This window comes from Streptomyces sp. NPDC002328, assembly GCF_042890065.1.
Lineage (GTDB): Bacteria > Actinomycetota > Actinomycetes > Streptomycetales > Streptomycetaceae > Streptomyces.
Map to the genome: position 1 here is coordinate 1 of NZ_JBIARQ010000009.1, position 21,340 is coordinate 21,340.

At 70.4% G+C, this 21,340-nt stretch carries 20 protein-coding genes; 12 read left to right on the forward strand and 8 right to left on the reverse strand.

Annotated elements, in window-relative coordinates:
- Positions 1–642: 642 nt before the first annotated feature.
- The 4 genes from ACFYX4_RS22420 to ACFYX4_RS22435 are packed head-to-tail and all read right to left on the reverse strand — an operon-like array spanning position 643 to position 5,007.
- Complete coding sequence (locus ACFYX4_RS22420; RefSeq protein ID WP_389335958.1) at positions 643–1,329, reverse strand: hypothetical protein; 687 nt, start codon at positions 1,327–1,329, stop codon at positions 643–645.
- Positions 1,320–2,372 carry a TniB family NTP-binding protein gene (locus ACFYX4_RS22425; RefSeq protein ID WP_389335961.1) on the reverse strand — a complete coding sequence of 351 codons (1,053 nt, stop codon included), beginning with the start codon at positions 2,370–2,372 and terminating at the stop codon, positions 1,320–1,322. Before ACFYX4_RS22425 ends, ACFYX4_RS22420 begins: the two co-directional genes overlap by 10 nt.
- Entirely contained in the window at positions 2,369–4,258 is a 1,890-nt protein-coding gene (locus ACFYX4_RS22430) for a Mu transposase C-terminal domain-containing protein (RefSeq protein ID WP_389335964.1), read from the reverse strand. Before ACFYX4_RS22430 ends, ACFYX4_RS22425 begins: the two co-directional genes overlap by 4 nt.
- Entirely contained in the window at positions 4,255–5,007 is a 753-nt protein-coding gene (locus ACFYX4_RS22435) for a TnsA-like heteromeric transposase endonuclease subunit (protein ID WP_389335967.1), read from the reverse strand. Before ACFYX4_RS22435 ends, ACFYX4_RS22430 begins: the two co-directional genes overlap by 4 nt.
- Positions 5,008–6,374: 1,367 nt before the next feature.
- Between ACFYX4_RS22435 and ACFYX4_RS22440 the strand changes: the two genes are divergently transcribed.
- The 9 genes from ACFYX4_RS22440 to ACFYX4_RS22480 all read left to right on the forward strand — a co-directional run bounded on the left by ACFYX4_RS22440 (position 6,375) and on the right by ACFYX4_RS22480 (position 14,138).
- The gene (locus ACFYX4_RS22440) at positions 6,375–6,686 is read left to right on the forward strand and encodes a helix-turn-helix transcriptional regulator (RefSeq protein WP_389335970.1); all 312 of its coding nucleotides are present in this window, start codon (positions 6,375–6,377) and stop codon (positions 6,684–6,686) included.
- Positions 6,687–6,730: 44 nt separating this feature from the next.
- Positions 6,731–7,999, forward strand: coding sequence for a tyrosine-type recombinase/integrase (locus ACFYX4_RS22445; RefSeq protein WP_389335973.1), 1,269 nt, complete (start codon positions 6,731–6,733; stop codon positions 7,997–7,999).
- Positions 8,000–8,075: 76 nt separating this feature from the next.
- On the forward strand, positions 8,076–8,831 hold the full coding sequence (locus tag ACFYX4_RS22450) for a HipA family kinase (RefSeq protein ID WP_389335976.1): 756 nt from the start codon (positions 8,076–8,078) through the stop codon (positions 8,829–8,831).
- Positions 8,828–9,247, forward strand: coding sequence for a DUF3037 domain-containing protein (locus ACFYX4_RS22455; RefSeq protein WP_389335979.1), 420 nt, complete (start codon positions 8,828–8,830; stop codon positions 9,245–9,247). The genes ACFYX4_RS22450 and ACFYX4_RS22455 overlap by 4 nt, the downstream gene beginning before the upstream one ends.
- A gap of 103 nt (positions 9,248–9,350) precedes the next feature.
- Positions 9,351–10,112, forward strand: coding sequence for a 3-oxoacyl-ACP reductase FabG (fabG, locus tag ACFYX4_RS22460; protein WP_389335981.1), 762 nt, complete (start codon positions 9,351–9,353; stop codon positions 10,110–10,112).
- A gap of 20 nt (positions 10,113–10,132) precedes the next feature.
- Entirely contained in the window at positions 10,133–10,894 is a 762-nt protein-coding gene (locus ACFYX4_RS22465) for an SDR family oxidoreductase (protein ID WP_389335984.1), read from the forward strand.
- A gap of 261 nt (positions 10,895–11,155) precedes the next feature.
- The gene (locus ACFYX4_RS22470; RefSeq protein ID WP_389335986.1) at positions 11,156–12,736 is read left to right on the forward strand and encodes an ABC transporter substrate-binding protein; all 1,581 of its coding nucleotides are present in this window, start codon (positions 11,156–11,158) and stop codon (positions 12,734–12,736) included.
- Positions 12,737–12,816: 80 nt separating this feature from the next.
- The gene (gene ung, locus ACFYX4_RS22475; RefSeq protein WP_389335989.1) at positions 12,817–13,500 is read left to right on the forward strand and encodes a uracil-DNA glycosylase; all 684 of its coding nucleotides are present in this window, start codon (positions 12,817–12,819) and stop codon (positions 13,498–13,500) included.
- 161 nt (positions 13,501–13,661) lie between these two features.
- Positions 13,662–14,138 (forward strand): hypothetical protein, encoded by a 477-nt coding sequence (locus ACFYX4_RS22480; protein ID WP_389335992.1) that lies wholly within the window; start codon positions 13,662–13,664, stop codon positions 14,136–14,138.
- Positions 14,139–14,151: 13 nt separating this feature from the next.
- On the opposite strand, the gene ACFYX4_RS22485 is transcribed toward ACFYX4_RS22480, so the two are convergent.
- A complete protein-coding gene (locus tag ACFYX4_RS22485; protein ID WP_389335995.1) occupies positions 14,152–14,667 on the reverse strand; it encodes a DinB family protein in 516 nt (171 codons plus the stop codon).
- A 150-nt stretch (positions 14,668–14,817) separates the two neighbouring features.
- Positions 14,818–15,423 carry a TetR/AcrR family transcriptional regulator gene (locus ACFYX4_RS22490; protein ID WP_389335998.1) on the reverse strand — a complete coding sequence of 202 codons (606 nt, stop codon included), beginning with the start codon at positions 15,421–15,423 and terminating at the stop codon, positions 14,818–14,820.
- Positions 15,424–15,536: 113 nt separating this feature from the next.
- Between ACFYX4_RS22490 and ACFYX4_RS22495 the strand changes: the two genes are divergently transcribed.
- Both ACFYX4_RS22495 and ACFYX4_RS22500 read left to right on the forward strand, forming a co-directional pair.
- On the forward strand, positions 15,537–16,835 hold the full coding sequence (locus ACFYX4_RS22495; RefSeq protein ID WP_389336001.1) for an FAD-dependent monooxygenase: 1,299 nt from the start codon (positions 15,537–15,539) through the stop codon (positions 16,833–16,835).
- 10 nt (positions 16,836–16,845) lie between these two features.
- Complete coding sequence (locus ACFYX4_RS22500) at positions 16,846–17,757, forward strand: Gfo/Idh/MocA family protein (RefSeq protein WP_389336004.1); 912 nt, start codon at positions 16,846–16,848, stop codon at positions 17,755–17,757.
- Here ACFYX4_RS22500 and lnt read toward each other — a convergent pair.
- Positions 17,700–19,361 carry an apolipoprotein N-acyltransferase gene (lnt, locus tag ACFYX4_RS22505; protein ID WP_389336007.1) on the reverse strand — a complete coding sequence of 554 codons (1,662 nt, stop codon included), beginning with the start codon at positions 19,359–19,361 and terminating at the stop codon, positions 17,700–17,702. The two genes, ACFYX4_RS22500 and lnt, sit on opposite strands and share 58 nt — an antisense overlap.
- A gap of 79 nt (positions 19,362–19,440) precedes the next feature.
- Positions 19,441–19,956 carry a nuclear transport factor 2 family protein gene (locus ACFYX4_RS22510; RefSeq protein ID WP_389336010.1) on the reverse strand — a complete coding sequence of 172 codons (516 nt, stop codon included), beginning with the start codon at positions 19,954–19,956 and terminating at the stop codon, positions 19,441–19,443.
- 148 nt (positions 19,957–20,104) lie between these two features.
- Between ACFYX4_RS22510 and ACFYX4_RS22515 the strand changes: the two genes are divergently transcribed.
- Positions 20,105–21,220 (forward strand): AI-2E family transporter, encoded by a 1,116-nt coding sequence (locus ACFYX4_RS22515; RefSeq protein WP_389336013.1) that lies wholly within the window; start codon positions 20,105–20,107, stop codon positions 21,218–21,220.
- Positions 21,221–21,340: the final 120 nt, after the last annotated feature.

Sequence of the window (21,340 nt, forward strand, 5' to 3'; positions counted from 1 at the left end):
CAGCCCCCCGGCAAGGCAGTTGACTCCTACCACCGGCCTACGACCAAGCTGATTTGCCGTCAACCCATGCCACCGCCGGATTTAACGAACTACCGATAGGCAGACTGGCACTTATTCGGCCGGGTAGCCCGCAGCCGGCGGGGAGGTGCTCGTGGGCATCGACGGGGTCCTGGTCTCGCGCACTTCGTGAAGCAGCACACGACCGCGGCGTGGAAGGGGGCCTTCGGCCACTGTGCAGACACCAGCCGGGCGGGGGTCCGCCCTCCCCGGCGGGCGGCCACTGGAGGGCGCGAAATGCTGCCCCCTGCAGCGCAACGTGGCGTGCATGAGCCGACCCAACGCAGAGTCCGATGTCGCCGCTCGTTGGACTCCGGAACTCGTGCACTGGCTCACTAGCCGATCTGCCCCAAAGAGTCCCACCTGCTGAATGCCGCTCTCCGATCCGCTCGCTTCCCCTTGACGCTTGGCGGCCTGAACGCGTGGACCTCATAGGAGCGTGACCTCACTGGGGTGTTGTGTCGTCCGTTGGGATTCGTGCTGACCGCTAGGCAAGCCGGCGAGCCCCTGACTTCCGGGGGCGACGGCGCGTCGGCGGGTGCCTAGCGGAGAGCAGGCGGCGGCCCGTGTCCTTTGACATCGAAGTTAGTCGGGCGCAGTGCGCTGACCTGGGGCGACTAGGTTGGATGTCAAGGGGGAGGCTGACCGCTTCTTGCGCTGTCTGCCGGATCGCGTGTAGTCGATGTAGTGGCGGATGCTGTGGTATTTGACCAGGTAGTCGTGGTCGTCCATGAGCTCGATCCAGATCTGCCTCTTGTTCAGCCCTCTGCTGATCATGTTCTCGATCAGGTCGGCGAGTTCGCCGGTGATGGGGTCGGCCAGCTGTCCCGTCTCTGTGGTGGTCAGGCGTGGGGTCTCCAGGGCGAAGCGGATATCCCAGCAGCGGAGGTTGTAGCGCTTGGCGAGCGTGTGGATCCGTGTGCCTTTCAGGGCCTCTTGGGCGATGCGGTGCGCCAGGTCCTGGCGCCGGGCGAAGGGATTCTTCCTGGGCAGGCGGCGGCGTGGCCTGTTGGCGCCGCCCAGGGCGCTGGCGTCGGCCAGGGCGCGCTCGAGTGCCTCGGGCGAGTGGCCTGCGACCGTGGCGAGGTGTTCGAGGAGCGGCCTGGCGAACCACTGCGGTGGGCCGGAGAGATAGCAGTGCAGGAAGCTGGGCTTGAGATGGTTGGCGCGGGCCAGGCGCCGGATGTAGGAGTCGGAGGATTCTCCTAGGCAGGGGCGGAGGCGGACCGGTAGGGGTGCATACCGGGGCGGCAGTTCGCTGTTCATCGGCATGCTGCGGTCTTCGTGGCCATCGAGGCGGTGGTGCGGGCGGTGTGGTCGAGCGGAATGGCCTGCAGACTCTTCTTGGTGATCTTCTCGGTGCCTGTGAGGATGGCATCGAGCGCGGCTCCGCGGATGGCGTGTGAGAGGGATCCGATCATGCCGCCGGTGTGGTCGTGGAGGAAGCGGTCCAGGCTGGTGAGCGTGCCGGGGCGGTGGTCGTGGAGCCGGAGGGTGTCTTCCATGGTGGCGACCAGGCCCTTCCATTCGCTGTTGTAGGGGAAGGGGCGGGAGGGGATCAGGGTGAAGCGGCCGGCGATCTGGGCGCCGCGTGTCCCGGACAGCAGGCTGGATTCGGCGATGTCGATGCCGGCATAGATGAAGGTGGCGGGCAGGCGCTCGGAGAAGTACTTGAGGGTGTCGGCGACTTCGGCGCCGTGGCGGCTGGTGAGTGAGATGTTGTGGAGCTCGTCGACCAGCACCAGACCGGTGCGCGTGTCGGTGCAGACACCGACCACGGCCTCGATGATGTCGGTCATGTTCGAGCGGGCCCGCACCGGCAGTCCCAGGAAGCGGGCGAACTCGGTGGCGATCATGCGGGCCGTCGCGGCCGGCGGGACGGTGACATAGACGACCGGGATGCGGTCGGTGACGTGTGGGTGCCGGGCCCGGTCAAGGAGTTCGTGGGAGCGTCCCAGCTGGGTGATGGCGATGGTCTTTCCGGTGCCCGCGGGGCCGGAAACGATCAGCCCGCGGCGGGCGCTGATCGCGTGGCGGTTGAGCAGAACCAGCCGACGGCCGCAGATCGCCGTCTTCTCGACGAACGAGGTGGCGATCGTGAGCATGCGGGCGTGATGGTCCAGGCGGTCTTCGTCGTAGAGGTCCCGCTCGGATACTGGCATCTGCTGCCAAGCGCTCCGGGAGGCCAGGGCCGGGGGTACGGGCGGCCCGTCGATGAACCTGTGCCATCCAGTCAGGGTGTTCAGCTGTCGGCCGGCCTCGGCGTCGGCCTCCCGCAACACGACTTGCCGGGCTGTCGGCTTGGAGAGGGTCACGGGCGCCTCCAGGGGTTGGCGAGCGGGTCGAACAGACCTAGCGGGATGACCTTGGCCGGCGATGTGTCGGTGTCCTCGTCCGTTGGTTCGCGGTCGGCCGGCGGATCGGGGATCTCCCGGCCTGGGGCGGTGGCCCGGGTGCGGGCGGCAACCCGGCGATCTTTCTGAGACCGTTTGGCCGGAGGGTCCTTCTCATCCCGGGGGCCATCGTGGGCGCGCTGGAGCAGGGCGGCCGCCGCATCCGCGATCTGTGCCTCGTTGCCGTCCTGGACCTGTTGGCGGGCGTGGTCCCAGGCCATTTCGCCGAACGGGACGCCGACGCGGTGCAGGTGCCGCCAGAACACCGTGATCCACCGGTCCCTGTCGCCGCGGCGGTCGCGTACCCAGATCCGGGAGACGTCGTAGGGGTCGTGGTGGATCTCCCACAAGCCGTTCTTCTCTGCGATGCCGGAGCGCTGACGGCGCAGCGGGTTCAACTCCGGGCTGTCGTAGGTGCGGTGGTTGATCTTGATGCCGTAGGCGTTGATCGCCTGCCACCGTTCCGGCAGCAACTCGACGTAGTCCTCACCGCTCAGCGCGGCCGGGACGTAGCCGCTCGACTCCAGCAGCATCGCGTACTTCTCGTTCGGCGAGAACGCCCGCCTCGGTGCGTCGGGGTCGCGCAGGGCGTCGTGCGGCCGGTTCTGCCAGACGGCGACGATCCACTCGTCCAGCAGTTCCTGCAGCTCGGGCAGCGACCACAGTGGTCCGTCCTCCAAGTGCCGGCCGCGGCGGTCCACGGACCGGCCGGTGTAGCCCGCGACGAACTGCGCGAACAGCGTCGCCACCGACCCCAGGGTCTTCTCGATCACTCCTTTCTCGAAGGGCGACGCCTTGTGTGTCGGCTGCAGCGTGATGCCCAGAAAGCGGCAGGAAGCGCGGAAGTTGTTCGAGATGAACAGCTTTCCGTGGTCGCAGACGACCGTCTCCGGAACGATCACCGGCCGCGCCGCCGCATGCTCCAGCCGCTCGTCCAGGGCCAGCAGTCGGCGGTGCGGCAGTACCGACCTGGACATGCGCAGCGACTCCGACCAGCCCGGACGCATCACGTCCGGCGTGATGCTGCGGGCCACTAGGGCGGAGGCGTCGGCCGCCTTGGTCGTCGGCCGCAGCACCGCCGCAGTGATCGACCTGGACGCGATATCGACCAGCGCGGTCAACTCGACCTTCTCTGCGATGCCGTCGTCCAGCCTGACCAGGACATCCAGCGGACTGGAGTCGATCTGCATCAGCTCGCCCGGCGCGATGGCCGGGACTTCCCCGAACGGGCCGGCCGGACGCGCATGCAGCGAGCGGCGCGTAGTGGCAGAGCCGGTCGCATGTGTCCCGGCGGCCAGTTTGTCGAACAGCCGGTAGAGCGTGCGCTCGTGGGGCAGCTCGATGCCGTCGCCATCGTCGCCGGATGCCAGGATCTGCTTGGTCCGCCAGATGGTGAATCGGACTGTCCTTGAGGAGGCATCGGTCGTCTCGGCGATCGCTTGCCGCATCGCGTCGACCACCGCCGGCGCGATCTGGCCGAAGGGAGGCAGCTGCTTGGCCGTCCGGCCGTCGGCCAGCCCAACCAGCCCGTCGCGGTGATAACGCTGGCGCCGCTGCTTGACGCCGCTGGCCGTCATCCGATGGCCCGCCGCCGTCAGCTCGGCTGCCTTGGCCCGCTCGCGTTCGGCCAGCGAGTGCAGCCTGGGGTCGAACTCCGGCCGCGGCACCGCCCCTTGGGGAGCATCCGGCGGCAGACCGTGCAGTACCTCCAAGATGTGTCCCTCCCACCAACGGGCCTGGTCAGCAGCCGTCTTGGGGAACTCCGCGATCCGGGCAGTCGGCGGAACCCGCCGCCCCTCCTCCGTCATCCGGCACCCCCACCGGCCAGGCGCACGACCGTGCGCGGCCCCAGCAGTTCGACCGCCATCCCCTCGGCGGACAACTCCTGCTGCCACAGAAGGTGGAACAACACGGGCAGCGTCGCGAGCCGGTCGCCGACGCTGTCGGCCCCGGCCATGAGCGGTCCCGGTTGCGAGAAGACATCCATCAGCCGGGCCACGACCGGATGTTGCCGGCAGCGGGGGTGACGGTAACGCGACAGCCACCGCACGTTCGCCAGCAGCACCGTCTCCGGGGTCCCCACCCGCTCGAAGCCCCACCCGGCCTCGGCGCAGGCCCGGCGCGTCACCTCGAACGCTTCGGCATCGCGCGGTGCGATGCAGTCGTCGGCGCGGACGTCGACGACCATGGCCGAGCCATCCGCGCGGCGCACGAAGAAGTCCGGGGCATGCCGACGCTCACGCGTCCCGTCGTGCCAGTGCAGCCAGAACGGCTGGGAGGCAACACCCACCACAGCCGGGTCGAAATCCATGAGCACGAGACGGTCCCGCTCCAGCCACGACTCGAAACCGACATGCTGCCGCGTCGTCGCCGCCCAGTACCAGCCCGGGAAATAGCGCCCTCCTGGCGGCCACCGAAACGGCCGTACCGGACGAGCATCCTCGAACCTGACCGACACACAGTCCAACAGCGGACGCCGCAGACGCTCGCGCTTGCCCACCACACTCGACACCTCGACGTACGGCGCCGTCCCTTCCGACCCAGCCGATACCGACATACGACACCCCCAGCCCGCTCGCCCCTCACGACTAGATTCGCTGTCAAAGAAGCCGAAACGACTGGGTTCGCTGTCAAACGCCTCGATTGGATGACAAAGCGACTGGGTTCGCTGTCAAAGGACAGCATTCGCCGACGGCAGACAGGAAATAGCGCCGAAAGACTGGATAGATACAGCGGGGGCATGTCAACGTACAACGTCCCGCAAAACACCTTGCCAGCCGGTGCCACTCAACTTCGCTCAGGCTTCCGCAAATGAGCGGGACTGGCGCCCCACGGGATTCGGCCCACTGGTAGGGAACCAACTTGGGAGGTCTGCCTGTCTGAGTCCGCTATCCGATCTGCTCGATTCACTTCACCCGTGCTTTTTGTCCTCGGTGGGCTGAACGCCTGGGTCGGACAAACAGCCGGTGACCACCTGGCGGTCTCCACGGGCCTCTGTGTCTCCGTCTGTGCGGCTGGCCTATTTGGCGAAGACCTCTTACGGCGGGGGTATCGCAGCGGCCGTGCGGTCCTCGCGCACGTGGCACGGTATCCCGGTGCCACACTTAGGCAAGTGGCACAGGATCTCGGGATACCTGAGCGTCGAATCATGGCGAATCTTGGCCGGCTCGCCGAGGACGGCCTTCTAATGGTCACCTCGGGCGGCGCTTCGGAAACCCCGCGCTCGTAACCTTCTCCCGCTTGTGGAAGGGGAGGGCAAGGAGACGTCGAGCACGTGATGCGGCGGGCAACATAGCCGACGATCGCCGGTTAGCCAAACCGGTGATCGTCGCGACCATTGGGGTGTTCGCATTTCGGCTGCGCTTGGCGGTGGAGCCGTCGCGGACGCAGGCAGCTTCGCGTTGGCAAGAGGAGGCGCGAGGCAGCTCTGCTACGGCTTCCTGCCGTAGGCAGCGTGTGCCGCCAGCAGGCGGCCGTCCTGGCGCAGACCGCGCGAGGTGCTGCTGCGCCTGTCGCTCCTCGCCTCTCGCAAGGAAACCCTTCCATGTGCCGATCCGCGATACCCCCTGCCCTTTTTCTCCCTGCGATGACACCGAACCTTGCCCTCGGCGTCTGCGAGGCGCCGGAATCGACTGGGACGACCTGGCCGAGGCCATGGCACTTCCGGACTCGCCCAAGCCGTAATGCGCGTCCCCGCGTTCTGGCTCACGCTCAGACGCTGGCGCCACCCGATCATCCTCCTCTGCACCGGCGGTCCTTCCCCCAACGCAGCCGTCACGTGATCAGCGTCCCTCTCGTCGGAGCCCTTCCGTGACATGGTCGTCCTGCCCTGGCAGGACTGGCTGGCCTTCGTACTGGACCGCCCGATGACCCGCCCTCCAACGCCCCGGGGGCTCATCCACTTCCACCGTCAAGGACCCATCCATGCCTGCACGCTCGCCATCTGATCGATCCGCAGTACCGGACGCAGGCGGCACCACCCGCAGAGCGTTCCTGAACGTGAGAGACGCCGCCGAGTACCTCGGCCTCTCGCCCCACACCCTCTACGTCTGGCGGCACCGGCGCCAAGGACCGCCGAGCTTCCGGATGGGCCCGCGCGGCCGTGTCGCGTACCGCGTACAAGCCCTGGACGCCTGGGTCTGTGAACAAGAGCAGGTCGATTCGCGTTCGAACGCGGCTCTGAGTCCTCTCAACGCGGCGCCACAAACCCGCTCGAACTACGACACAGGCGCATAGCACGCGCCTGACCTAAGTTGCATCGCCTAATCCGGAGGGGTCGTTTGGCCGGCTACATCGAAGACCGTTGGATCAAGAAGAAGAAGGACCCTGTCACCGGGAAAAGGGAGAAAACCGCTCGCTACGGTAAGGGGAAGCGGTACAAGGTCGCCGGTATGCCCGGGGTGCGGGACCGATCCTTCGACGTCCTTGAGGATGCCAAGGCGTGGCTTCGTCGGGCATCCACGGACGAGGAGCGGGGCGAGTTCGTAGACCCGCGCGACGGATCCATCACGCTGGCCGATTACATCGCGATGCACTGGGCGCCGGGCAGAGGCGGTGTTCCGAAGACCCAGGACAACCAGGAGCGGATAGCGCGCCTCCACATCATTCCGCACCTGGGCCAGCTCCCCCTCAAGAACATCACGGCAACGGATCTGCGCGCGTACATAGCCAAGTTGGCGTCAACCGTCTCCTCGGTCGACTACCAGCGCGGCATCCTGTCCGAGCTCTCCTCCATTCTGGAGGCGGCCGTCGATGACAAGCGGCTCACCGGGAACCCCATGCACGCGAAGTCCGTGCGGTGGCCCAAGGCGTCACAGGAGCGCCGTGAGGCTTGGCTGTTGGCGACGGCCCTGCGCGTCCGCGACGTCATCAACCCGCGCAACCGGATAACCGTCGTCCTCGGTCTGGGGTGCGGGCTCCGTCAGGGCGAGGTGTTCGGGCTGAGCCCGGAGGACATCGACTACGCGAGGGGCGTGATTCATGTCCGCCGCCAAGTCCAGGCGATCAAGGGGAGGCTGTACTTCACCCTGCCGAAGGGGGCGAAGACCCGTGTCGTCGACATGCCTTCCTCGGTTGTCGAGGAGTTAGAGCATCACGTCGAAGCTTTCCCACCGGTGGAAGTGGAGCTTCCGTGGGGCAAGCCGGAGGGGCAGGGGAGGAAGTTCTCGCTGCTCCTCACGACACGATTCGGCAACGCCGTCGCGGTGAACACGTGGAACACCTACACCTGGAAGCCCGCGTTGGCCAAGGCAGGCATCATCCTGCCGCGCGCCACGGGAGCGAAACGCTGGCAGTGGGCGGCGGCCCCGAAGGACGGCTTCCACGTGCTGCGGCACACTTACGCCTCGCTCATGCTGGAGGCCGGAGAGTCCGTCGTGACCTTGGCGCGGTGGCTCGGGCACTCCTCGCCCGCGATCACCCTCGGTTACTATGCTCACTTCATGCCGGAGGCCGGAAGTAAGGGGCGAACCGCCATTGACGGACTGCTCGGGGAGCTGGGAGAACTGCATGCCAGTCGAAACTCCCCAGATTCTCCCCAGGGCCGTTGATGGGCGATTCGCGCTACGGCGGCCCCTCTAGGCGGTCCGTAGATTTAAAGGTTGAAGAGATGGGTGGCCTGGGAAAATGCTGAGGGAGGTCACCGCGACCCGCTACGTCACACCCCTGCGTGAGGGTGGGTCGCTGCCGGGGCTCGTCGAGGCCGATGATCTCGGGACGTACGTGCTGAAGTTCACCGGCGCCGGGCAGGGCCGCAAGACGCTCGTCGCGGAAGTCGTCTGCGGGGAGCTGGCGCGGCGGCTGGGCCTCCGGGTGCCCCGGCTGGTCACCGTCTCGCTCGACCCCGTCCTCGGGCTCGGCGAACCCGATCAGCAGGTGCAGGAGCTGCTGCGCTCCAGCGGCGGCCTCAACCTCGGCATGGACTTCCTGTCCGGGGCCCTCGGCTTCGACCCGCTCGCCTTCCCGGTGAGCCGCGAGGAGGCGGGCCGGATCGTCTGGTTCGACGCGCTGATCAACAACGTCGACCGCTCCTGGCGCAATCCCAACCTGCTGTTCCACCGCGGCGAGCTGTGGCTCATCGACCACGGCGCCACCATGATCTGGCACCACAACTGGCCCTCCGCCGAAGCCTCCGCCGCCCGCCCCTACGACGCCGGTGACCACGCCCTCGCCCCGTTCCGCCCGGACGTCGCCGCCGCTGCCGCCGACCTCGCCCCCCGCGTCACCGCCGCACTCCTCGCCGAGGTCACCGCCGAGATCCCCGACGCCTGGCTGGCCGGCGAACCCGGCTTCGACACCCCGGACGCGCTCCGCGACGCCTACGCGGCGCCCCTCCTCGCGCGCGCCGCCGTCATCCACGACCGCATCAAGGGGACCGAGTGAGCGACGACCGACACTTCATCCGGCCCGGCCAGGCCGGCGACCGGGACGTCTACGAGTACGCCCTGATCCGCGTCGTCCCCCGCATCGAGCGCGGCGAGTGCGTCAACGCCGGCGTGCTCGTCTACTGCCGCGCCCGCTCCTACGTCGGCGCCCGCACCCACCTCGACGAGGCGCGGCTGCTGGCCCTCGACCCCACAGCGGACCTGGCCGGGGTACGGGCCGCGCTGCGCGCCGTGGAGGGCGTCTGCGCGGGCGGCGAGGCGGCCGGGCAGGCGGCGCGCGACGACGCCGGGCGGCGGTTCCGCTGGCTGATCGCGCCGCGCTCGACGGTCGTCCAGCCGGGTCCCGTGCACACCGGGCTCACCGCCGACCCCGTGGCCGAGACCGAACGGCTGCTGGATCTGCTCGTCAGGTAATGGATCACACGCACGCGGATGCCGTTGACACCGCGTGCCAGGGCTTCTAGCGTCACGTCGTACTGAAGGTACTAAGCGGTCGCTCACCCGAGGAGAAGCAGCAATGTCCACCACTGAGCAGCGGGTCGCGGTAGTCACCGGCGGTGCGCGCGGCATCGGCGCGGCCACCGCCGTACGACTGGCCGCCGAGGGCCGCGCGGTCGCGGTGATCGACCTCGACGAGGCCGCCTGCAAGGACACCGTCGAGAAGATCACCGCCGCGGGCGGCAAGGCCGTCGCGATCGGCGCCGACGTCTCCGACGAGGCCCAGGTCGAAGCGGCGATCGCCCGCGTCGTCGAAGAACTCGGCGCGCCGACGATCCTCGTCAACAACGCGGGCGTGCTCCGCGACAACCTGCTGTTCAAGATGAGCGTCTCCGACTGGGACACCGTCCTCGGCGTGCACCTGCGCGGCTCGTTCCTGATGGCCAAGGCCATCCAGAAGCACATGGTCGACGCCGGCTTCGGCCGTATCGTCAACCTCTCCTCGTCCTCCGCGCTCGGCAACCGCGGCCAGGCCAACTACTCCGCCGCCAAGGCCGGTCTCCAGGGCTTCACCAAGACCCTCGCCATCGAGCTCGGCAAGTTCGGCATCACCGCCAACGCGGTCGCCCCCGGCTTCATCGCCACCGACATGACCGCCGCGACCGCCGCCCGCGTCGGCATGGGCTTCGAGGAGTTCAAGGCCGCCGCCGCGACCCAGATCCCCGTGGCGCGCGTCGGCGAGCCCGACGACATCGCCAACGCGATCGCCTTCTTCACCAACGAGGCCGCGGGCTTCGTCTCCGGCCAGGTGCTGTACGTCGCCGGCGGACCGCTCGACTAGGGATCACGAGGAACTCCACCATGACTGAACTTCCCGCACTCTCCGGCAAGGTGGCCCTCGTCACCGGCGCCAGCCGCGGCATCGGCTACGGCGTCGCCGAGGCGCTCGTCGCCCGCGGCGACCGGGTCTGCATCACCGGCCGCAACGAGGACGCCCTCAAGGAGGCCGTCGACAAGCTCGGCGCCGACCGGGTCGTCGGCGTCGCCGGCAAGGCGCACGACGTGCAGCACCAGGCCGCCGCCGTCGAGCGCACCATGGAGGCCTTCGGCCGGGTCGACTACCTGGTCAACAACGCCGGGACCAACCCGGTCTTCGGCCCGATCGCCGACCTCGACCTGGACGTGGCCCGCAAGGTCTTCGAGACCAACGTGGTCTCCGCCCTCGGCTTCGCCCAGCGGACCTGGCACGCCTGGCAGAAGGACAACGGCGGCGCGATCGTCAACATCGCCTCCGTGGCCGGCCTGTCGGCCTCGCCCTTCATCGGCGCCTACGGCATCAGCAAGGCCGCGATGATCAACCTGACCCAGCAGCTGGCGCACGAGTACGCGCCCAAGGCACGGGTCAACGCGATCGCCCCGGCCGTGGTGAAGACCAAGTTCGCGCAGGCCCTGTACGAGGGCCGCGAGGCGGAGGCTGCCGCCGCCTACCCGCTCGGCCGGCTCGGCGTGCCCTCCGACATCGGCGGCGCCGCCGCCTTCCTCACCTCCGAGCAGTCGGACTGGGTCACCGGCCAGACGCTCGTCGTCGACGGCGGCATCTTCCTCAACGCCGGCGTCGGCTGACCGGCCCCGCACAGCCCAGCGCAGTACCGCGCACCGCTCGCACGGGCGCCGCCCCCCGGAAACGGGGCACGGCGCCCGTGTCCGCGCCGGACGACAGTCCCCGGATCCGCCGCGACAACCGCCCCGAAAGCCGCACAGCGCACCATGACAACGTCGTCACCGCCGAGGTGATCCGGAACGCCCGACCTCCGCCGACCCATGCCGCGTAGGGCTGCGGTATGGTCTGCCAACCCTTGGCATGGCAGATCGAGGAGCGTGCGCGTGTTCAACCGGAACCGATCCTTGCAGCGAATCGCGGCGATCGTGTCCATATCCCTGGTGACCGGATGCAGTCTCCTGGGAGAGGAAGGCTCCGACGACGCCGGGCCGATCGTCGTGGGCACCACCAGCGCCCCCAGCACGCTGGACCCCGCCGCCGCCTGGGACGGCTCATGGGAGCTGTTCCGCAACGTCTACCAGACGCTCCTGGCCTACCCGAACGGCGCGACCACACCCCAGCCGGACGCCGCCAAGAACTGCCAGTTCACCGACGCCTCCAGCCGCACCTACCGCTGCGAACTGCGCGAGGGCCTCACCTTCTCCAACGGCGACAAGCTCGACGCGGAGGCCGTCAAGCACTCCGTCGACCGGATCAAGGCGATCAACGCCCCCACCGGTCCCGCCGGTCTGCTGGGCAGCCTCGAGAAGGTCACCGTCAACGGCGACCGTGAGATCCTCTTCCAGCTCAACAAGGCCGACGCGACCTTCCCGTTCGTGCTCGCCACCCCGGCCCTGTCGATCGTCGACCCCGAGGACTACCCCGCGAACGCCCTCCGCAAGGACGACGGCCTCGTCGGCTCCGGTCCGTACCGGCTGGAGAAGTACGAGGACGCGAGACAGGCCGAGCTCGTCCGCAACGACGGCTACAAGGGCTACGCCGACCCCAAGAACGACGCCGTGACCATCCGGTACTTCCAGGACTCCGGCGCCATGGTCAAGGCCCTGCGCGACAAGCAGATCGACATCACCTACCAGGGCCTCGCCGCCGACGACATCGTCGCCCTGGAGACCGAGGGCGACGCGGGCGGCCTCCAGCTCGTCGAGGGCGCCGCCAGCAACATCAACTACCTGGTGTTCAACCCCAAGGACAAGTACGCCAACCAGCTGCCGGTCCGCCGCGCCATCGCCCAGGTCATCGACCGGCCCGCGATCGCCCACAAGGTCTACAAGGACACCGTGGACCCGCTGTACTCGATGGTCCCCAAGGGCCTGACCGGCCACACCACCGCCTTCTTCGACGACTTCGGCAAGCCCGACCCGGCCAAGGCCCGCGAGATCCTCGAAGACGCCGACATCACCACGCCCGTCCCGCTCACCCTCTGGTACACCACCGACCGCTACGGCTCCGACACCGCCCTGGAGTTCAAGGAGATCAAGGCGCAGCTGGAGGCCTCGGGCCTGTTCGAGGTCACCCTCAAGAGCCGCCCCTGGAACACGTACGTGGTCGGCTACCAGAACGGCGAGTACCCGGTCTTCGGACGCGGCTGGTCCCCGGACTTCCCCGACGCGGACAACTTCATCGCCCCGTTCGTCGGCGAGCAGAACGCCCTCGGCACGCCGTACCCGGCGAAGAAGATCACGCAGGTGCTGCTGCCCCGCTCCCGGCAGGAGAGCGACCGCGCCAACGTCGTCAAGGACTTCCAGGAGGCGCAGCAGATCCTCGTCGACGAGGCCCGGCTGCTCCCGCTCTGGCAGGGCAAGCAGTACATCGCCGCGAACGAGGACATCTCCGGCGGTGAACGGTCCCTGGATCCGTCGACGATCATGATGGTGTGGGAGCTGTCCCGCAAGACCAGCTGGTGAGGAACACCGGGCAGCCCGTTGTCAGTGGTCGCCTGTAGGTTCTGAGACCTGCAAGCGACCGAACGACAAAGGACGTTGACGTGACCGACATCGCCATGCTGCCCGAGTCCTGGCGCGGGGTCCTGGGCGACGAGCTCGAGCAGCCCTGGTTCAAGGAGCTGACCGAGTTCGTCGAGGAGGAGCGAGCGAAGGGTCCCGTCTACCCTCCGCGCGAGGAGGTGTTCGCGGCGCTCGACGCGACGCCGTACGACCGGGTGAAGGTGCTGGTCCTCGGCCAGGACCCGTACCACGGCGAGGGCCAGGGGCACGGCCTGTGCTTCTCGGTGCGGCCCGGCGTGAAGATCCCGCCGTCGCTGCGCAACATCTACAAGGAGATGCACGCGGAGCTGGGCACGCCCGTCCCGGACAACGGCTACCTCATGCCGTGGGCGCAGCAGGGCGTCCTGCTGCTCAACGCGGTCCTCACGGTCCGCTCCGGCGAGGCGAACTCCCACAAGGGCAAGGGCTGGGAGAAGTTCACGGACGCGGTGATCCGCGCGGTGGCCGCCCGGCCCGACCCGGCCGTCTTCGTCCTGTGGGGCAACTACGCGCAGAAGAAGCTCCCGTTGATCGACGAGAGCCGGCACATCGTGGTCAAGGGCGCGCACCCCTCCCCGCTGTCGGCGAAGAAGTTCTTCGGCTCCCGCCCGTTCACCCAGATCAACGAGGCGGTCGCGGCGCAGGGCCACGAGCCGATCGACTGGACGATCCCGGACCTCGGCTGACCTGCCGCCGGGCCGGTCCTTCCCGGGCCGGTCCCTCCCGGGCCGGCCCGGCTCCGCCCGCGAGCGGAGCCGAGAGTGGGGGAGGGCGGGCCGAGCCGCGCGTCTGCGGCATGATCCGCCGGACAGGCCCTAGCGTCGTCGCAACGACGCAAGGAGGCGCGGTGGCGGAGCATCGACAGGGGCAGGCGACGCCGGACGCCGTGCTCACGCGGATCGGGCAGGTCGTGATGCTGCACCACGGGGGAGACCGCGAGGAGGCCCGGCGCCGCCTCCTCGACCTGTGGACCGAGCTCGGCGAGGGCGGCGACCCTCTCCACCGCTGCACCCTCGCCCACTACCTGGCCGACACCCAGGACGACCCCTTCGACGAACTCGCCTGGGACCTGCGGGCGCTGACGGCGGCGGAGGAGGAGCAGGATGCCTCCGTGGAGGTGCGGGCGCTGTTCCCCTCCCTCCACCTCAACCTGGCGGCCGACTACGCCGGACTGGGCCGTTCCGAAGCCGCCCGCAGCCACATCCGCAAGGCCCGGCGCACCTCCGGCGTCCTCGGCGACGACAGTTACGGCGACGGCGTGCGCGCGGCGATCAGCAGAATGGAACTGCGGCTGGGGGAGGGGGCGTCGGACGGGCTGCTGTAGCCCGATCCCCCCGTCAATCGCCGGTCGCGCCGTCGATGCGCTCGCGGAGCAGATCGGCGTGGCCGTTGTGGCGGGCGTACTCCTCGATCATGTGCGTGTAGATCCAGCGCAGGTTGAACGGTTCGCCGGTGTGCCGGCTCTTCCCCCGGGAGAGTTCGTCGAGCTGGAAGCCGGCCGCGTTGCTCCGGGCGATCTCGATCTCGGCCTGCCAGGTGGCATGGGCCTCCTCCCAGGTGTCCGCCTCGGTGAGATGGAACTCGCCGTCGCGGTCCTCGTCGCTGAAGTAGATCGGCCCGGGGTCCTTGCCCAGGAGGACGTTGCGGAACCAGCCGCGCTCCACGTCCGCCATGTGCCGCACCAGCCCCAGCAGGGACAGCTCGGACGGCGGGGCCGAGGCGGTGCGGAGCTGGGCGTCGGTGAGGCCCTCGCACTTCCAGGCCAGGGTCTGCCGGTGGTAGTCCAACCAGCCTTCCAGCATGGTGCGTTCGTCGGCGTTCTGGGCGGGCTCGGTGCGCTGCGTCGTCGTCATGACCGCATGATCGCGCAGCGGGCCGAAGGGCACCACGCGTTTTTCGCTCCGCGGGCCCGTTTCGCTCCGCGGGCCTTGTTTCGCCCCGCGGGTGCGGAACCGTGTGCTTTCTCCCGTCCAGGCCCGGTGATGCGTACGCGCCCTCCTCGTTCAGGCGCCCAGCATCCCCTCCAGCAGCTCCCGCAGCCCCGTGCGCACCTCGTCCAGGCTCGGGATCCGCGCCCCGAACGACCCGGCCACGCAGGAGAACATCAGCCCGTCCGCCCACGCCACCAGCGACAGCACGTGCCGCTCCGGGGCCGTCGAGCCCAGCGCCGTGACGAGGGCGGCGAGCTGCTCCCGGAAACGTCCCCCAGCCGCGTCGAAATGAGCCCGCAGCTCGGGGCGGCGCGTGGCCTCCAAGGCCAGTTCGTAGCGGGCCAGCGTCAGCTCGCGGTCGCGGGTGAGCGCCCGATGCGTCGCCAGGGCGAGCGCGTCCACCACGGCGGCACGGCCGAAGCGGGGATCCGGCATCTCGTGCAGGGCCAGCGCCCGCGCCTCACGGTCGGCGAGACGGCGTACCGCCAGCTCCAGCAGCGCCTGGCGGGTGCGGGCGAGATTGGAGGTGGAGCCCTGGGGGAGCCGGGCCGCCTCGTCGACGGCCCGGTGGGTGAGGCCGCGCATCCCGCGCTCGGCGAGCAGGGCGAGGGCGGTGTCGGCGACGAGATCGGCGCGCGAGGCGCCCGGGGCAGCACTCGGGGCGGAGCGAACGGACATGCCGGTCAACCTACCCCGCTCACTACACCCGTAGTACAGTCGGAGTGCGGTTGCACTACGGGTGTAGTGCAACCTTCCAGCCCAGCGAGTTCAGGACGAGCCCAGGAGGAGCCATGGCGCGGTCGAGACACGCGGTCGTCATCGGGGGCGGCATCGGCGGCCTCACCGCCGCCGCGGCCCTGCACCGAGGCGGCTGGCGGGTCACCGTCCTGGAGCGGTCCCCCTCCCTCGCCCCCGTCGGCGCGGCCATCTCCCTCTCCCCCAACGCCCTGCGCGCCCTCGACGTCATCGGCGTCGGCGACCGGATCCGCGACCTTGCCGCCTGGCAGGGCGACGGCGGACTGCGCGCCCCCGGCGGCCGCTGGCTCTCCCGCACCAGCGCGGAGGCGGCGGCAGCCCGCTTCGGCGGCCCCCTCGTCCTGCTGCACCGCGCCACGCTCATCGACACCCTCGCCGCACAGCTCCCGCCGGACGCCGTCCGCACCGGCACACCCGGCACGCTGGTCGACCCCGGCGACCTCGGCGACCCCGGTGACCTCGGCGACCTCGGCGACCCCGGTGACCTCGGCGACCCCGGTGACCTCGGCGGATCCGGGGGCGGCTCCGGCCGCCCGGCCCGAGTGGCCACCCCCGACGGCGAGTTCGAAGCAGACCTGGTCGTCGCCGCCGACGGCATCCACTCCGCCGTACGCCGCGCCCTCTTCCCCGGCCACCCCGGCCCCGTCTACTCCGGGTTCACCACCTGGCGGATCGTGATCCCCCTGCCCGGCGCGCGGTTCGCCTCGCACGAGACCTGGGGGAGGGGCCGCATCTGGGGCACCCACCCACTCAAGGACGGCCGGGTCTACGCCTACGCCGCCGCCATGACCCCCGCAGGCGGACACGCGCCGGACGACGAGAAGGCCGAACTCCTCCGCCTCTACGGAGACTGGCACGATCCGATCCCCGCCGTCCTGGCCGCGGCCCGCCCCGAGGACGTCCTGCGCCACGACGTCCACCACCTCGCGCGCCCGCTGTCCGCCCACCACCGCGGCCGGGTCGCCCTCCTCGGCGACGCCGCGCACGCCATGCCCCCGACGCTCGGCCAGGGCGGCAACCAGGCCGTCGAGGACGCGATCGTCCTCGCCCACCACGGCGACGACCTCGCCGCCTACACGGCCGCCCGGCTGCCCCGGACGACGGCCATCACGCGCCAGGCGGTGCGGATCGCCCGCCTCAACATGGCGAGCGGCCGTGCGCTGACGGCCGTCCGCGACACCGCGCTCACCGCGCTGTCCAAGGCCGGGCCCGCCCTCTTCCTGCGCGGCTTCGACGGCATCGCCGACTGGCGGCCACCCCAGGCCCCGTATGCTGCGGAGCAGGCAGGCGCGGACAGGCGGCGCGTGGACCGGCGCGGCGCGGACAAGCAGTGAGGGAGCCCCCGTGAAGGTCGGCTGCATCGGACTCGGAGACATCGCGCGCAAGGCGTACCTGCCGGTGCTCGGCGCGCTGCCGGGGATCGAACTGCACCTCCAGACCCGCACACCCGCCACCCTCGACCGGGTCGCGGACACCCTCCGACTCCCGGCCGGCCACCGTCACCGGGACCTCGACGCCCTCCTCGCGCAGGACCTGGACGCCGCCTTCGTGCACGCGCCGACCGTCGCCCACCCCGAGATCGTCGCCCGGCTCCTGGAAGCGGGCGTCCCGACCTACGTCGACAAGCCGCTGGCGTACGAACTCGCCGACTCCGAGCAGCTCGTGGCGCTCGCGGAGGAGCGCGGCACGAGCCTCGCCGTCGGCTTCAACCGGCGCTACGCCCCCGGCTACGCCCAGTGCGCCGACCATCCGCGCGAGCTGATCCTCATGCAGAAGAACCGGGTCGGACTGCCCGAGGAACCGCGCACGATGATCCTCGACGACTTCATCCACGTCGCCGACACGCTGCGCTTCCTCGCGCCGGGTCCGGTGGACGACGTGACGGTACGGGCCCGGGTCCGGGACGGGCTGCTGCACCACGTCGTCCTCCAGCTCTCCGGGGACGGCTTCACCGCGCTCGGCGTGATGAACCGGCTCAGCGGGTCCAACGAGGAGATCCTCGAGGTCTCCGGGCAGGACACCAAGAGGCAGGTCGTCAACCTCGCCGAGGTGATCGACCACAAGGGGCAGCCGACCGTCCGCCGGCGCGGCGACTGGGTGCCCGTGTCCCGGCAGCGCGGCATCGAACAGGCCGCGCTGGCCTTCCTCGACGCCGTCCGCGCCGGAAAGACGCTCAGCGCCCGGGACGCGCTGGCGACTCACGAACTGTGCGAGCGGGTGGTGCGCGCGGTGCGGGAGACTTCCGGCGCGGGGTGAGCGCGCGGGCCGCTGTCCGAGGCGTCCGCGCTGTCCGGCTCATCCGCCCCGTTCGTCGTGTCCGTTGAATCCGTGCCGCCCGGAGGCTTCCGGCCCGCTCCGCGCCGTCCGGCCAGCTCCGCGACGCACACCGCCGCGAGGATCAGCAGCGCCGCGTGGGACGGCCAGTCGCCGAAGCGGACGTACGGGGTGACGCCGTCGGCGAGCCGCACCTCGTGGACGGCCGCGGCGCTCGCGTCCGTGCCCAGCCACGACCCCACCGGCCGCCCGTTCGCGTCGTACACGGCGGACACGCCCGTCAGCGTCGAGTGCACGAACGGCCGGCCGGTCTCCGCCGCGCGCAGGGCGCCGAGCGAGGCGTGCTGCGCGGGAGCCCAGCTCTCCTGGAACGTCGACGTCGACGACTGCGCGACCAGCAGGTCCGTGCCGTCCCCGGCGAGATGCCGGCTCATGTCGGGGAACGCCGTCTCGAAGCACACCATCGGCCCGATCCGCAGACCCCGCCCCGCGTCCATCACGACCTGCTCCGTGCCCCGCCGCCGGTCCTCGCCGGCCGCCTTGCCGACGGAGGTCGCCCAACCGAGCAGCGAGCGGGCCGGGATGTACTCGCCGAACGGCACCAGCCGCATCTTGTCGTACCGGTCACCGGTCGGGCCGTCCGGTCCGATGAGCATGGAGCTCTTGTAGATGCCGGGCACGTCCGAACGGCGGGCGTCGACGTTGACGAGGATGTCGGCGCCGGTCGCGCGGGACAGCTCCGCCAGCCGCCGCGCCAGGTCGGGCCGGTCGTCCAGGTCGTAGCCGACGCTGCTCTCGCCCCAGACGACCAGGTCCACGTTCTGTCCGGCGAGCCGGCGCGTCAGCTGCTCCTCGCGGTCGAAACGGCGGTCGGGGCCGTCGATGACGCCCGGCTGCACCACGGCGATCCGGGCCACCCGCCCGGTCTCGTCCGGCCGCGGCGACCACACCCACGCGGCGGAGGCCGCGGCGGCGGTCGCCGCCAGCCCGGCCACGGCCGGCAGCCGGTGCGCCGGCACCGCGATCAGCACGGCCACCGCCGTGTTCACGGCCACCACCAGGAAGCTGAGCAGCCACACCCCGCCGACGGACGCCAGCCGCAACGCCGGCTCCGACTGCCACTGACTGGCCCCCAGCATGCCCCAGGGCCCGCCGAGTCCCTGCCAGGACCGCACCAGTTCGACGGCGAGCCAGCCCGAGGGCAGCACGGCCAGCGCGGCCGCCGCCCGCCCCCGCGAGGGCGACCCGGCGAGGAACCTGCGCACCAGCCAGCCCCACGGCGCCCACAGCGCGCCGAGCAGCGCGGCGACCAGGAACGTGAAGACGTGCAGGAACGGCAGCAGCCACAGGTGCATGGCCAGCATGAACCCGAACCCGCCGCACCAGCCGTCGTGCGCCGCCCGCCTGCCCGTCGGGGCCGAGCGGACGAGCAGGAGCCACGGGACCAGTGCGAGCGGCGCCCACCACCACAGGGCGGGCGCCGGGAAGGCGGGCACGGGCAGCGCGCCGGCCAGCACCGCGAGAACCGAACGCCGCCAGGGGGAGGTGAGCCAGGGAGAGGTGAGCCAGGGACCGAACGTCTTCATACGGCACCTCCCTACCCACTGGTGGCTCCAGTGTGCGCGCCGGGGGCGATCTCCGACCAGATGGCGTCGAATGGGCAGGTCAGGTTCCGGTCGGCCGCGCGGCGCGCCGCCACTTCTCCTCGACGACCACCCCGCGCAGCCGCCAGCCGTCGTCCGTCCGCAGCAGGGCGAAGGAGTACCGGCCGCCGCACACGAAGTCGGGGGCGTCGGCGGGAGAGTCGGTGGCGGGGGCGTCGGCGGCGGGTGCGTCTACGGCGGGACCGCGGCCGGCCAGCCGCATCGGGTTGACGTAGTCGGCCTGGACGTGGGCGGTGTCGCCCCGGTCCTGATCGAGCACCCCGAAGCGGAGGCGGCGGTTCACGATGAGGTGCTGCCGCATGGAGAACAGCCGCATGCTCTCCGCGAGCCAGGCGGCGACCTTCCCGGCGTCCCCCTCGATCCCGCCGGCGGAACGGTAGTCCGCCCGCCCGTCCGGAGTGAACAACTCCCGGTACGCCGTCCAGTCCCCGTCGTCGACCGCCACCGCGTACTCGGTGATCAGGCCGTCGACGGCCAGCCGGTCCATCACGGTGGCGAGCTCCACACGCTGCGTCATGACCCGAGTGTTGGGCATGAAGCCCGCAGAACCAAGTGCCAAGAGCGGAAACCCGGCAGCCGACAGCCGGAGGTCGGAAGTCGGAAGTTGACGTCGGAAGCCAAGAGGCGGGAGCGGCGGGCGACTCGGCTACCCATAGGGTGATCCCATGCCTGCCACCTTGAGTCCCACGAGGACCCGCGCCGCGCTCCGCGCGTCCGCGCGCATATCCATCGACGTGCTGCTGGTCTTCGTGATGCTCTCGGTCGCCCTGTGGCTGCTGGGGCGGACCTGGTCGGTGGTCTGGCCGCTCGTGGTCGGCCTGCTCCTCACGACGCTGACCTGGCCGCCGGCGCGTTTCCTGCGCCGTCGCGGCTGGCCGCCGGCGCTGGCCGCGTCCGTCGTGACGCTGCTGTTCCTGCTGGTCGCGGTGGGCGTGGTGGCGCTGATCGCGGTGCCGGTGGCGTCGCAGTCCGGTGAGCTGACGGACGGCGTGGTGGAAGGCATGCAGAGGCTGCGCGAGTGGGCGGCCGGGCCGCCGTTGAACATCGACGACGCCCAGATCACCAAGGGCTTGGACAGCGCGGTCGCGCGCGCCCAGGAGGGGCTGGGCAGCATGGTCACCGCGGTCGTCACCGGGGTGAGCACGGTGGTGAACGGCGTGATCACGGCCGTACTGGCGCTGTTCCTGATGTTCTTCTTCCTGAAGGACGGGCCCCGCTTCCTGCCGTGGCTGGCGCGTCAGCTGCCGGGCCGGCTCGCCACCGACGTGCCGACCGTGGCCGCGCGCAGCTGGGACACGCTGGGGGCGTTCGTGCGCTCCCAGGCGATCGTCGGACTGCTGGACGCCGTCCTGATCGGCCTCGGTCTGTGGATCCTGAAGGTGCCGCTGGTGCTGCCGCTGGCGGTGCTGACGTTCGTCTCCGCGTTCGTGCCGATCATCGGCGCGCTGTTCGCCGGCTTCGTCGCGGTGCTCATCGCCCTGGTCTCGAACGGCGTGACGGACGCGCTGATCGTGTTGGCGATCATCATCGTGGTGCAGCAACTGGAGGGCAACGTCTTCCAGCCCATGATCCAGAGCCGCGGCCTGGGCCTGCACGCCGCGGTGGTCCTGCTGGCGGTGACCCTGGGCGGCAGCCTGGCGGGCATCGTGGGCAGCCTCCTCGCGGTCCCGATCGCCGCGCTGATCGCGGTGCTGTGGAACTACATCCGCGAACAACTCACGGACCCCCCGGAGGAACCGGAAACGGACGAGACACCGGCGGGGGTGGTGGTGCCGTCGTAGGTGCCGCCCGCAGCCGGCCACACGAATATGCGCTGGCCAAGCGGCCGGGCGAACGGCGATGCTGACCCCGTGAACGACCAACCCGTCCAGGCCCCCACCGACGAACTGACCGGATGCACG